A 12,931-nucleotide genomic window follows, 5' to 3' on the forward strand; every position below is an offset into this window, starting at 1 on the left:
TCTCGGTCAGCCGTCACGGCGCCTGCGCAGCGTTCGTGCGACCTACCCAGTACAGGCCAGCATAAGCGTGGAGATAGGCGAGACGCTGCCTGACCTTCTGGGCATTCATTGCGACGGAGGGACGTACGACGAACGCAAGCTAGTTGAGCGGTTGCCTTTGGAACTCCAACTTGCCGAGCTGCAAGCTAAAGACCCATTCGCCAGTTTGCCAACAAAGGGCGAGCACAGGTGTTGCTGGAGGGCGGGTCGCTCGATGCAGTACGTTCGAGCCCGAGCGGCCGGCCACGGCAACGGTTAGCGATACGGCTCAGCGCCAGCGCGCCGCTCATACAAGTGTCGTTGAAACTCCACAAATACGCGGCGAACTTGATCCGGCTGACCCAGTTCGGCAAAGGCGTCCGAAATCGCGCTGTACTTGAGCTTCAGCAGCGGCGACAGCTTTTCGGCGTCTAGCTCATCCACCCCTTGCTTCACGTACTGGGTCAGTACGAAGTCGACAAAGGCCTGCTGCTTGTCCGTGAGGCGATCGGCCGTGGCCGCTGCGCGTGCCGCCGTCGCGCGATCTGCGCGTGACACTGGGTCGGTGCCATACGACACATGCGCGAGCACGTCATACAGGTCGCTGTTGTCGGCTTCGATGACCTTCTGCATTTCAGTCAGTTGGTCGCGACCGAATCCTTTGTCGGCCAGCCCCGTCAGCAGCGCCTTGCGAGTATCCGGCGCGCTCCAGAGCTTGCGCAGCTCATCCTCGTCCTTGAAGAACTCCGGCAGGACGCCAAACAGGATCTCCAGGAACTGCGTTGCCGACATCGGTGTGCCGTCGGCACTCCAGAAGGTCGTGGCCGTCATGTGTTGGAGTCGGCGGAACTTGCCGTCCGCCAGTTTGACTTTGATCTTTTCAGGCCGCGGCGGCGGAGGCGGAGGTGGGGGCAATGGCGGGCCTGGCGGGCCAGGTGGCTGCGGCGGCGGCTTCGGAGGCTCCGGTTCCAACGGCTCGCCATCCCACTCCGGGTCGCTGAAGTGGTGATGCGCCTTCACGAAGTCCAGAATCGTGAAGTAGTCCTTGCCGTCGTACAGACGCGTGCCCCGGCCAATGATCTGCTTGAACTCGATCATCGAATTGACCGTCCGCATCAGCACGATGTTGCGCACGTTGCGGGCATTCACGCCGGTCGAAAGCTTCTGAGAGGTGGTCAGGATCGTCGGGATGGCTTTTTCGTTGTCCTGGAAGTCGCGCAAGTCCTGCTCGCCGCGGGGACCATCATCGGCGGTCACGCGGACGCAGTAGTTCGGCTGGGTGCTGGTCTTGGTCTGATTGATCAGGTCGCGCACGGCCAGGGCATGCAACTGCGTGGCGCAGAAGACGATGGTTTTCTCGCGCTGGTCGATCATCCCCATCATCAGCTGCACGCGATACGCCTCTCGCTCCTTGATCTCGATGATGCGGTTGAAATCCTTTTCTTCGTAGCGCTTGCCCGCTTCCACTTCGCCGGCCATTACCTCGTCGTCAGGCGTGTAGACGTAGTCATCCAGCGTGGTGGCGATCTGCCGCACCTTGAACGGCGTCAGGAAGCCGTCGTTGATGCCTTCCTTCAGCGAGTACTGGTACACCGGCTCGCCGAAGTAGGCGTAGGTGTCGGTGTTGATCGTGCGCTTGGGCGTGGCTGTCAGCCCCAGTTGCACCGCGGGCGCAAAGTACTCCAGGATCGCTCGCCATGAACTCTCGTCCTTGGCTCCGCCGCGATGGCATTCGTCGATCACGATGAAGTCGAAGAAGTCACCCGGGTAGTCGCCGAAGTAGGGCGAATCGCCTGGGCCGCTCATGAACGTCTGGAAAATGGTGAAGAACACGTTGCCGTTCTTCGGCACACGCCCCTTCTTCCTGATGGCGTCCGGGTCGATGCGCACCAGGGCATCTTCGGCAAAGGCCGAGAAGTCGTTGTAGGCCTGATCGGCCAGGATGTTGCGGTCGGCCAGGAAAAGGATGCGCGGGCGGCGCGTCGGCGCGCCAGCATTGCCCTCCTTCCAGTCGTTCAGATTCCAGCGGCTTTGAAACAGCTTCCAGGCCAGCTGGAAGGCGATGAAGGTCTTGCCGGTGCCCGTTGCTAAAGTCAGGAGAATGCGGTCGCGCCCACCAGCGATGGCGCCAAGCACGCGGTCGATGGCAATGTCCTGGTAATAGCGCCCCTGCCATGTGCCGCCCTTGTCTTCAAACGGCACGGCAGCGAAGCGGTCCCGCCAGGCGTTGGCCACGGCGAAGGTCTTGGCCCACAGCTCCTCGGGGCTGGGGAAGGCCGCCTCATCACCCTCGGCTCCAGTGGCCATGTCGATGCCGTAGATCGCCTGTCCGTTGGTCGCGTAGGTAAAGCGTACGGCCAGTTTGGTGGCATAGACTTTTGCTTGCCCGACGCCCTCGGTGTAGGCCACATCCCAGGCCTTGGCCTCGATCACTGCCAGCTTGGTGTTGCGGTAGACGAGCACGTAATCCGCTACATCTGCAGTGCCGCGCTTGCCAGCGCCCAGCAGCCTCCCATTTGTGATGCGGTGCTCACGAAGGATTCGGCTTCCATCAACGACGCCCCAGCCGGCGACCTTTAGAGCAGGGTCAATATGCTCAGCGCGTGTTTCGGCTTCGTTCATGGATGATGCTTCCTCCCAAAAGCAGCACGGCAATGATAGGCAGTCGCGGGCTCGCTATAGCAGGGACGTTTGGCCGCCCACGTATTTGCCGGTTCCGTCGGGCACAAGGCCCTTGGATCGGATCAATGCAATTGCCTGCCGGAACTTGCTCTCAGGAATGGCGAGCTTGTCGGTATGCCAGCCGTCTCTGGCCTCCCAGATTAGTGCCGCGTCCGTGATCTCGGCGCCATCGATCAGCAGGTTGTTCCATGCTGCATGCACGGTTGCCAAAACCTCGGCCTCCACCGTGTCCATTGGGATCACCAGGTCAATGACAGACTCGATCCGGTCAAGATCCGTGCCCAGCACCTGTGGCGCCTTCGCCAGCAATTGGTCGTAGGCCGGGAGCTTCTTGAAGTCGTAGCCGCCTTCGCGCTGGACCATCTCAAAAAAGCCATTCCGCTTTGCCCACTCTTCGGCCTTGAGCATGTGCGGGAAATCATTCGGGCCAGCGGCATCCTTCATGGGGTGACGGCCCAGGTCCACCTTGGCGATGGCCTCTACCAGATGCAGCAGCTTCTGCTCCTTGACGTGACCGAGGGTCCTTTCCCGTTGCTGCCGCTTGTGCCGTTCGTAGGCCAGAGCGATGACGTTGGCCGAGAACTCCGGGGATGTCGTTGGAAGCGCCAGCAGAGCGGAGACCGGCATGGTCTTCGCGGATGTCAGTTGGCCGGCGAAGGCTTTGTGGCGCAAGGACTTCTTCAATTCGTCCAGAGCTGCAATCTTGCGTTCGTACACGTCCACCAATTGATCGCACTGCAACGATAGCTCGGTGAGCTTTTCAGCGACGGCTCGCTGCTCTTCAATATCGTTAGGATATGCGACTCGGACACCGCCAATCTTGCTCGGCGACGTGTGTCTAACTTTGACGCCAGACGCGGTCGCATGAATTTCCTTGCGAATCCGCATGAGGTTGAAGACATGGAAAAAGAACTCGTTGACCCAGGGCACCCCAGCCTTGCCGGCCACGAGACCCAATCGTTGATTGTGGAGGAATCGATTGGATTCGGGCACCAGCAACGGGCTACCGAGCAACCCAGCCGCCTGCTCGGTCATTGCCACAAGCAGATCGCCCTCGCTGAGAACGTAGCCGCCGGGAATTGGACCGACGAAGTACTTCGTCTTTTCGCCACGCTCGCGATAACCACCACATTCAAAGAAGCTGCCAGGCGTCAACAAGACGTGGTCGCCTTTGGATGCGAAGAATTTGCCCTCGAATGCGTAGCCGTGCTTGATGTCGCACAAGTCAGAAAGAACAGCCTCTTTCCAGTCGCCCCCGTTGCTGAATAGGGCTTCACGCTGACTCGAAAAGATCTCGCGAGCGTTCTGCAGGTTCTTCTCGGCGTTGGCCTTCGCTGTAGCAATGCCCTCGAACGCGTCGTCTAGGATGGCGACGATGCGGCGCTGTTCCACTAGAGGCGGATACGAAAAGGACAGCGCGTACAGAGCCTCCTTGTCTAGGTGTGGAATCGCGGCGCCGGTCTTTGCACCGTTGAACACATCGAAAGTTGAGTCCAGAAATGCCCGTAGATAGGCGTCGTCGATGTCGCCTTTCTTGACAAGCTTGCCCATAGTCGACGACAGGATGCCTCGAAATCCAGTGAATACCTCACCGGAGTTCGAGCCGTCGCAAATGATGATGGTGTCATCCTCTGAGACCGAAACCGAATTTCGATCGCTCCTAGATGCAAACTCAGGCGCTTGGCTGCCGCGCATCACCTTGGCGACTAAGTACGGCAAGTCACCGTCTGACGCCTGTGCCTTCAGTTTCGGCTTGCGCCCTTTGACGATCTCACAAAGATTGCCTAGACGCTGAGTTCGCCACCCCGCACTCATACCAGATCCCGAATCGTCACCAGCACTTCCGCGCTTTCGGCGTCGAGTGCTGCAATCTCGTCGAGAATGTCCTGCGGGCTACGCAGCGCCACCTCATCGCCTCCGTTCGGGTTTTTCACCGACAAGTCGAAAGTCGTCGCATCGATGCCCGCCGCATCCACCGACCAACTCTGCGCCGAGTCGGCAAAAGTCTTCTGCCGCTCAATGAAATCGGCCATGTCATCGTCGTTCAGCGGGTTGGTCTTGCCCATATTGCGGCCCGGATTCAGCTGATAAAACCAGACCTTGCGCGTGGGTGCGCCCTTCTCGAAGAACAGCACCACGGTTTTGACGCCGGCACCCTGGAATGTGCCGCTGGGCATGTCCAACACCGTGTGCAGATTGCAGCTTTCCAACAGCAGCTTGCGGATGCTGGTGGAGGCGTTGTCGATGTTGCTAAGGAACGTGTTCTTGATAACGATGCCAGCACGGCCGCCCGCCTTCAGCGACTTAATGAAGTGCTGCATGAACAAAAAGGCCGTCTCGCCTGTCTTGATCGGGAAGTTCTGCTGTGCTTCCTTGCGCTCCTTACCGCCGAAGGGCGGGTTCGCAAGGATCACCTCGTAGCGATCCTTCTCCTGGATGTCATTGATGTTCTCGCCCAGGGTATTGGTGTGAATCACATTGGGCGTTTCAATGCCATGCAGGATCATGTTCATGATCGCGATGACGTAGGCGAGGCTCTTCTTCTCCTTGCCGTAGAACGTACGCGTCTGCAGCGTGGCCAGGTCTTGCGTGGTCTTGGCCTTGGCGCTGAGGTAGTCGAAAGCCTCGCACAGGAAGCCGGCCGAGCCACAGGCGCCGTCATAGATGCGCTCGCCGATCTGCGGGTCCAGCACCTTGATCATGGCACGGATCAACGGGCGCGGTGTGTAGTACTCGCCGCCGTTACGCCCGGCGTTGCCCATGTTCTTGATCTTGGCTTCATACAGGTGCGAAAGCTCGTGCTTCTCGGTCTGCGAGCGGAAGCGCAGCTCGTCCACAAGATCGATCACATCGCGCAGGTTGTAGCCGCTCTGCACCTTGTTCTTGATCTCGCCGAAGACCTCCCCGATCTTGTATTCGATGGTGTTCGGGCCGCTGGCGCGCTGCTTGAAGCCGGCCAAGTACGGAAAGAGCCTGCCGTTGACAAACTCCCGAAGATCGTCGCCAGACATCGCCGCGTTGTGATCGAGCGCGCCCGAAGCGTTGCGCGGGGCCGCCCAAGATTCCCAGCGGAACTGTTCAGCAAGAATGAAGCTGTAGGCGCGACCTTCCAGCGCGGCTTCGGCAGACTTGTCTTGCTCCAGCGCATCGAGGTATTTGAGAAACAGCAGCCACGACGACTGCTCTGTGTAGTCCAGTTCGCTGGTGCAACCTGCATCCTTGTGCAGGATGTCGTCGATGTTCTTGAAGGTTTGCTCAAACATTACCCTCGCCCGTCCATATCTTCTTCCCCAGTACTTGCAATGCGTAGACGGCGAACGCCCACGCGCTGTCATGCCAGCCGCGCGGCAAAACCAGGACTGTACAGGGGAGCGGCTCCTGACTGGCGACGGGGCCATGCTTGAGCATCATGGGAAGGACGAAGCGGTCAAAGGAGCTACACGCTTCCTGTTCGCAACTTTATTGTTTGCCCGCCGTCCTCGGTTCGCAACTTCATTGTCAGCAACCAACAAGTCCCGCCAACAGCGCCATCACTCCACCGTCACCGATTTCGCGAGGTTGCGCGGCTTGTCGACATCTGTCCCGCGCGCGCAGGCCGTGTGATACGCCAGCAGCTGCAAGGGCACCACATGGAGGATCGGGCTCAAGGGCCCGTAATGCTCGGGCATGCGGATCACATGCAGGCCGGCGTCGCTCTCGATCCTGGTGTCGCTGTCGGCGAACACATAGAGCTGGCCGCCGCGTGCGCGCACTTCCTGCATATTGCTCTTGAGCTTCTCCAGCAGCGCATCATTGGGCGCCACCGTCACCACCGGCATCTCGGCCGTGACCAGGGCCAGCGGGCCATGCTTCAGCTCGCCGGCCGGATAGGCCTCGGCATGGATGTAGCTGATTTCCTTGAGCTTGAGCGCGCCCTCCAGCGCGATCGGGTAATGCAGGCCGCGGCCCAGGAACAGCGCGTTCTCCTTGCGCGCGAACTCCTCGCTCCAGGCAATCACCTGCGGCTCCAACGCCAGCACGGCCTGCACCGCCACCGGCAGATGGCGCAGCGCCTTCAGGTGCGCGGCCTCCTGCGCCTCGTCGAGCTTGCCGCGCGTCTGCGCCAGCGCCAGGGTCAGCAGGAACAGGCCCACCAGCTGGGTCGTGAAGGCCTTGGTGGAGGCCACGCCGATCTCGGCGCCGGCGCGCGTGATGTAGGCCAGCCGGCACTCGCGCACCATCGCGCTGGTGGAGACATTGCAGACGGTCAGCGTGTGCTCCATGCCCAGGGACCGCGCATGCTTCAGCGCCGCCAGCGTGTCGGCGGTCTCGCCGCTCTGGCTGATCGTGACGACCAGGGTGCGCGGATTCGGCACGCTGTCGCGGTAGCGGTACTCGCTGGCGATCTCGACGCTGGTAGGGATCTTGGCAATGCTCTCCAGCCAGTACTTGGCGGTGGAGCCGGCGTAGTAGCTGGTGCCGCAGGCCAGGATCAGCACCGAGTCGATCTGCTTGAAGATGCCGTAGGCGCCGTCGCCGAACAGCTCCGGGCTGATGCCGGTGACCGCGTCCAGCGTGTTGGCGATCGCCACCGGCTGCTCGAAGATCTCCTTCTGCATGTAGTGGCGGTAGGGGCCCAGCTCGGCCGCGCCGCTGTGCGCGTGCACGGTCTTGACCTCGCGCTGCTGCGCGTCGAAGCGGCCGGTTTCGGCATTGCGGCGGCTGATCCAGTAGCGGCCCAGCTGCAGGTCCACCACATCGCCCTCTTCCAGATAGACGATCTGGTCGGTCACCCCGGCCAGCGCCATCGCGTCGGAGGCCAGGAAGTTCTCGTGTTCGCCCACGCCCAGCACCAGCGGCGAGCCCTCGCGCGCGCCGATCACGCGCTGCGGCTCGTCGCGACAGAACACCGCGATCGCATAGGCGCCGCGCAGGCGCTGCAGCGCCTGCTGCACGGCGTCGAGCAGATCGCCGCCGTACAGATGGTCCACCAGATGCGCGATCACCTCGGTGTCGGTCTGGCTGGTGAACACATAGCCCTTGGCCTTCAGCTCGGCGCGCAGCTCCTCGTGGTTCTCGATGATGCCGTTGTGCACCAGCGCGATCCGGCCGGGTGCGGTGTCCAACGCGCCGGCCGGCCCATGCGAGAAATGCGGATGGGCGTTGTGCACCGCCGGCGCTCCATGGGTGGCCCAGCGGGTATGGGCGATGCCGGTGCCGGACAGGATCTGGTCCTCGGCCACCGCCGCGTCCAGCTCGGCCACCCGGGAGGTGCTGCGCGCGCGCTTGAGCTCGCCGCCCTGGTGCACCGCCACGCCACAGGAGTCGTAGCCGCGGTATTCCAGGCGCTTCAGCCCCTCGATGAGGATGGGAACGATATTGCGCTGACTGACCGCGCCGACGATGCCGCACATAGGTTTCTTGCCTCCATCTGGTTGATGGCGCTCATGGTAGGCAGATCGTCGAAAACAATGATTTCATAATCAACAGCAATGTGGAATTTTCAATCACAATCCATACTGCATGAATTAATCATTCAATCAGAAATAAGTCTTGGAAGAAAATTTCCAACCACTCCCCCTGGATGCCATCGACCTGCGCCTGCTCGAGCTGCTGCAGCAGGACGCCGCCCTGACCAACCAGGACCTCGCGGCCAAGGCCCATGTCTCGCCGGCCACCTGCCTGCGGCGCGTCAAGCGCCTGGGGGAGCTGGGCGTGATCGAACGCCGCGTGGCCCTGCTGTCGGCCGACAAGCTGGGCGCCTCCCTGAGCGCCATCGTCGAGATCACCCTGGACCGCCAGGGCGCCGAGCACCTCGCCGCCTTCGAGGCCAAGGTGCTGGCCGAGGCCGCCGTCCAGCAGTGCTACCGGGTTTCGCCGGGGCCGGACTTCGTGCTGATCCTGCAGGTGCGCGACATGCCGGCCTACCAGGCGCTGACCTTGCGCCTGTTCACGCAGGACGCCAATGTCCGCAATGTGAAGGCCTTCTTCAGCGTGCTGCGCAGCAAGTTCGACCCGCGCATCGTGCTGCCGGCGCCGCCACGCTAGGCACCAACGTTCAGGCCTTGGGCCGCTTGTAGCCGCCCGGCACGCCGCGCGGCGACAGCACCCATTGCCACAGCTGGAGGTCGCGCACGCGGAAGGCCGCAGCGCTGCACAGCAGGTAGTAGCGCCACATGCGGTGGAAGCGTTCGCCCAGCTGATCGGCAAACTGCGGCCAGGCGGCCTCGAAGCGCTGGTGCCAGGCCATCAGGGTCAGGTCGTAGTCGGCGCCGAAGTTGTGCAGGTCCTCGACCACGAAATGCGACTCGCAATGGCGGCCGATGCGGGCGATGCTGGGCAGCTCCCCGTTCGGAAAGATATAGCGGTGGATCCAGGGGTCGGTGCCGTGGGCGCTGTCGTTGCGGCCGATCGTGTGCAGCAGGAACAGGCCGTCGTCGGCCAGGCAGCGCCGCGCCACCGCCATGTAGCGGCGCACGTTCTTGTGCCCCACATGCTCGAACATGCCCAGGCTGGCGATGCGGTCGAAGCGCTCGTCCAGCAGGCGGTAGTCCTGCAGCCGGAACTCCACCGGCAGCCCCTGGCTCAGCTCGCGGCCCAGCGCCGCCTGCTCGGCCGAGATCGTCACGCCGACGCAGCGCACGCCATAGCGCTCCGCCGCGAAGCGCATCAGGCTGCCCCAGCCGCAGCCAATGTCCAGCAGACGCATGCCGGGCTGCAGGCCCAGCTTGCGGCACACCAGGTCGAGCTTGCGCTCCTGCGCGTCCTCGAGATCCTTGGCTCCGTCCGACCAGTAGGCGCAGGTGTAGGTCATGCGCTGGTCCAGCATCGCCCGATAGAAGTCGTTGCCCAGGTCGTAATGCTGCTGCCCCACCTGCCAGGCGCGCCGCCGGGTCTGCAGATTCAGCAGCCGCGCCTTCAGCACCTGCCACAGCGCCGGCAGCGGCCGCAGCCGCTCGGCCAGACGCGCCGTGATCAGGCGCGCGAACAGCTGGTCCGGTTGCTCGGCGCTCCAATGCCCGTCCATATAGGACTCGCCCAGCGCCAGCGAACCGCCCGCCAGCAGGCGCCGCGGCAGGCCCGGCTCATGCACCCGGATGTCCCAGGGCCGATCGCCGTCCAGCCGCACATCGGCCAGGGCCAGCCAGTTCGACAACAGGTCCCAGTCCGCGTCTCGACGCGGCGGCAATCCAGCGGTCTTGACCAGTTCTGCGTCCATGCCCGTTTCGTGCATGCGTTGCTCCGTCCCGAACACTTTGCCAAGGATGGTCGCCTGCGGTCAACTGGAAAAGCGATAGGCCAGCGATAGTGCCGGGCTATGAATGCATCAGGACTGCTTCAGAAGTAACAAGCCCTTAAGGTAATCGCCCTCGGGGAAGCAGATGGTCTGCGGGTGGTCGGGCGCGGCCGCCGTGCGCTCCAGGATATAGCCGTCCACCTGCGCGTCCAGCCCGGCACCGGCCACGATCTTGTGGAACAGCTCCGGCCCCACCCCACCCGAGCAGGAGAAGGTGAACAGCAGGCCGCCGGGCGCCAGCAGCTTGAGCGCCAGGCGGTTGATGTCCTTGTAGGCGCGCGCGGCACGCTCGGCATGGGCCGCGGTGGGCGCGAACTTGGGCGGGTCCAGCACGATGGCATCGAAGGACTCGCCGGCCTCCAGCAGGCCGCGCAAGGTCTGGTTGACATCGGCATCGCGCGCCTCGTGGCGCGCCGCGTCAAAGCCGTTCAGGGCCACATGGGCGCTGGCACGCGCCAGCGCCGGCGCCGACGAATCGACGCTGATCACCCGCTCCGCCCCCCCGGCCAGCGCCGCCACCGAGAAGCCGCCGGTATAGCTGTAGCAGTTCAGCACCTTCTTGCAGCCGTAGTGGCGCACCGCCTCGGCGAAGCGCTTGCGGCTGTCGCGCTGATCCAGGTAGTAGCCGGTCTTGTGGCCGGTGGCGATGTCCAGGCTCAGGCGCCAGTCATGCTCGCGGATGGTCAGCTCGGTGGCCCCCTCGCCCGCCAGCCAGCCGGTGCGTTCGTCCAGGCCCTCCAGGCCGCGCACGCTGGCATCGGAACGCTCGTAGAAGCGGGCCAGCCCGGTCTGCTTCAGCAGCGCATCGACGATCGCCTTCTTCCAGCGCTCCACGCCCGCGGTACCGAACTGCGCCACCAGGGTCTCGCCATAGCGGTCGACGATCAGCCCCGGCAGCCCGTCGGCCTCGCCATGCACCAGGCGCACGGCATCCGAGGCGATCGGCAGGCGCCGGCGCATCGCCAGCGCGCGCGCGATGCGGCGCTCGAAGAAGGCGGCGTCGATGCGCTCGGCCGCGTCGAAGCTCCAGGCCCGCAGGCGGATCTGCGAACTCGGGCTGTAGGCGGCCCAGGCCAGGAACTGGCCCTCGGCCGACTCGACCCTGACCGTTTCGCCCGGATCGGCGCGCCCCTTCTCGACCGAACTCTCGAACACCCAGGGATGGCGGCGCAGCAGCGAGCGTTCCCGGCCCGCGCGAAGACGTATGGATTTCATGCCGGGATTGTCTCAGCCCGGCTCTGCCCCGCTACGCCCCAAGCAGCGCAGGTTTCACCCAGTGGGTGCCGCCGATCCGGCTTTGCCGGGCGGCCGGCGCCGCCCCTTGAGGGGCGCGCGCAGCGCGTAGGGGTGGTTCAATTTCAGCGGCTCGCCGCGCCGAAGGCATAGCCCAGCGACAGGTTCACCAGCGGCGAGGACTGCGTCTGGCCGCGCAGCGAACGCCACTGGCCCACGCCGGTGCGCAGCCGCACGCGGTCCTGCTTGCCGAACTCCCATTGCGCCCAGGCCTCGGTCTGCGCCGCCGCGCCGCCGCTGATCGCCACCCCGCCGCCGCCGGCCGCGCCGACCATCAGCTCGGCGCCGAAGCGCGGCCCGGCGGCCCAGGGCTTGCCCTGCACGCCCAGGCCGAACAGGCCGAAGGAGTAGGCGCCGGCGCTGCCGAACGCCGCGCTGCCGGCCTGGGCCACGCCATAGACATTGCGCCCCAGGTCGCGCGTCAGCACCATGGCCAGATGGCCCACGGACTCCTCGCGACCATCCTTGAAGCGCACCTTGGGCAGGTGCTGGTAGCTGGCGTAGACGCTCTGCGTGCGCACCACGCCCGGCACGTCGTTCGACATGCCGATGGCATTGGTGGCCTGGTCCAGCGGCAGGCCCAGCGCCAGCCGCGCATAGGTGGACTTGAAGTTGCCGGTCAGCGAGCCCATCACGCCGGCGTCCAGGTGCAGCGAGGGCCCCCAGGGCGTCTTCCAGCGCAGGGTCGGCCCGCCCTTGACCAGCCAGCCGTTGCCGGTGTCCACGTCGCCGCCACCGCCCAGGCCGGTGGCCACATGCCAGCCGAGGCGCAGATTCTTGCTGCCGCCCAGACCATAGTCCTGGCCCAGCCCCATCAGCACCTCCATATAGCCGTCGGCGCCGCCCGAGGCCGCACCGGCCGCCTCCAGGCCCCACCAGGCCCCCTCGGTCACGTACTGGCGCAGCATGCCGCCGGCCTTGCCCATATTGCGGGCCGGGCCGCCGCCGCGGTTGCGTGCGCCCTTGCGCGGCTTGTAGCTGCCCACGCTCAGCGCTATCTCGTCGAAGCCCAGGCCGCTGCGCCGCAGCGTGTTGACCTGGCTGCCGGCATCGGTGGGCGAGTAGCTCAGGAAACCGTCCGAGTAGCCCAGCACCAGGCCGATCGAGGCGTCGCGCACATTGCCGCGCCCGTTCGGGAAGGTGGTGTAGGCCAGCGAGACGCCGCTGTACCAGTGGTTGGAGAACTCGGTGCGCAGCGACAGCTCGGGCCGCAGCATCAGGCCGCCGCCGAAGCGCACCTTGTCGGAACTGAGGCCGCCGCCGGCGCCGGCAAAGAGGCTGGCCGCGATATGCGAGTTGCTCTTGAAGCGCCAGCGCCGCTGCGCCGTGAAGCCCACCGTGAAGATGCCGCCGTAGTCACCCTGGGCCGCGCCATAGAAGCTCGGGCCCACGCCCCAGTCCTCGTCCATCGCCACCATATAGCTGACGCCCAGCAGCGCGATGCGCTCCTTGGTGGGCAGCTTCAGCGGCGTCCAGTTCAGCTCGAAGGCCGCCGGCTGGGCCTGCAGGAAGTCCGGCCGCGGCAGGGTCGGCTCCGACGACTGCGCCTGGGCCACGCCCAGGCTTCCGCCCGCGCACAGCAGGGTGAGCACATGAAAAAGCGCCCGCCGGGCGCCCCACAAGCCATCTGTCGTCTTCAACATAACCTCACACGATAGCAGC

General features: G+C 64.4%; 8 protein-coding genes. 1 reads left to right on the plus strand and 7 read right to left on the minus strand.

The window, feature by feature from the left end; genetic code table 11:
• Positions 1–294 precede the first annotated feature (294 nt).
• The 4 genes from hsdR to glmS all read right to left on the minus strand — a co-directional run bounded on the left by hsdR (position 295) and on the right by glmS (position 8,093).
• Positions 295–2,640 (minus strand): EcoAI/FtnUII family type I restriction enzme subunit R, encoded by a 2,346-nt coding sequence (hsdR, locus tag AC07OQ_RS16465; RefSeq protein ID WP_495054208.1) that lies wholly within the window; start codon positions 2,638–2,640, stop codon positions 295–297.
• 54 nt (positions 2,641–2,694) lie between these two features.
• Positions 2,695–4,515 carry a restriction endonuclease subunit S gene (locus tag AC07OQ_RS16470; RefSeq protein WP_495054209.1) on the minus strand — a complete coding sequence of 607 codons (1,821 nt, stop codon included), beginning with the start codon at positions 4,513–4,515 and terminating at the stop codon, positions 2,695–2,697.
• Positions 4,512–5,963 carry a class I SAM-dependent DNA methyltransferase gene (locus AC07OQ_RS16475; protein ID WP_495054210.1) on the minus strand — a complete coding sequence of 484 codons (1,452 nt, stop codon included), beginning with the start codon at positions 5,961–5,963 and terminating at the stop codon, positions 4,512–4,514. Before AC07OQ_RS16475 ends, AC07OQ_RS16470 begins: the two co-directional genes overlap by 4 nt.
• A gap of 267 nt (positions 5,964–6,230) precedes the next feature.
• A complete protein-coding gene (glmS, locus tag AC07OQ_RS16480; protein ID WP_495054211.1) occupies positions 6,231–8,093 on the minus strand; it encodes a glutamine--fructose-6-phosphate transaminase (isomerizing) in 1,863 nt (620 codons plus the stop codon).
• Positions 8,094–8,232: 139 nt separating this feature from the next.
• Between glmS and AC07OQ_RS16485 the strand changes: the two genes are divergently transcribed.
• Positions 8,233–8,727: an Lrp/AsnC family transcriptional regulator gene (locus AC07OQ_RS16485; protein ID WP_495054212.1), complete on the plus strand. Its 495-nt coding sequence runs from the start codon at positions 8,233–8,235 to the stop codon at positions 8,725–8,727.
• 10 nt (positions 8,728–8,737) lie between these two features.
• Here AC07OQ_RS16485 and cfa read toward each other — a convergent pair whose 3' ends face one another.
• The 3 genes from cfa to AC07OQ_RS16500 all read right to left on the minus strand — a co-directional run bounded on the left by cfa (position 8,738) and on the right by AC07OQ_RS16500 (position 12,912).
• Positions 8,738–9,898, minus strand: a complete 1,161-nt coding sequence (gene cfa, locus AC07OQ_RS16490; protein ID WP_495054213.1) for a cyclopropane fatty acyl phospholipid synthase — start codon at positions 9,896–9,898, stop codon at positions 8,738–8,740.
• 108 nt (positions 9,899–10,006) lie between these two features.
• On the minus strand, positions 10,007–11,191 hold the full coding sequence (locus tag AC07OQ_RS16495) for a class I SAM-dependent rRNA methyltransferase (protein ID WP_495054214.1): 1,185 nt from the start codon (positions 11,189–11,191) through the stop codon (positions 10,007–10,009).
• 143 nt (positions 11,192–11,334) lie between these two features.
• On the minus strand, positions 11,335–12,912 hold the full coding sequence (locus AC07OQ_RS16500) for a hypothetical protein (protein ID WP_495054215.1): 1,578 nt from the start codon (positions 12,910–12,912) through the stop codon (positions 11,335–11,337).
• Positions 12,913–12,931: the final 19 nt, after the last annotated feature.

It is taken from the genome of Roseateles sp. GW821-FHT09B06, assembly GCF_059418245.1.

What these genes read in the sequence shown, in the direction of transcription:
- hsdR (WP_495054208.1), bottom strand. Translation starts at nt 2,640, where the DNA reads ATGAACGAAGCCGAAACACGCGCTGAGCATATTGACCCTGCTCTAAAG.
- AC07OQ_RS16495 (WP_495054214.1), bottom strand. Translation starts at nt 11,191, where the DNA reads ATGAAATCCATACGTCTTCGCGCGGGCCGGGAACGCTCGCTGCTGCGC.
- AC07OQ_RS16470 (WP_495054209.1), bottom strand. Translation starts at nt 4,515, where the DNA reads ATGAGTGCGGGGTGGCGAACTCAGCGTCTAGGCAATCTTTGTGAGATC.
- AC07OQ_RS16500 (WP_495054215.1), bottom strand. Translation starts at nt 12,912, where the DNA reads ATGTTGAAGACGACAGATGGCTTGTGGGGCGCCCGGCGGGCGCTTTTT.
- cfa (WP_495054213.1), bottom strand. Translation starts at nt 9,898, where the DNA reads ATGGACGCAGAACTGGTCAAGACCGCTGGATTGCCGCCGCGTCGAGAC.
- glmS (WP_495054211.1), bottom strand. Translation starts at nt 8,093, where the DNA reads ATGTGCGGCATCGTCGGCGCGGTCAGTCAGCGCAATATCGTTCCCATC.
- AC07OQ_RS16475 (WP_495054210.1), bottom strand. Translation starts at nt 5,963, where the DNA reads ATGTTTGAGCAAACCTTCAAGAACATCGACGACATCCTGCACAAGGAT.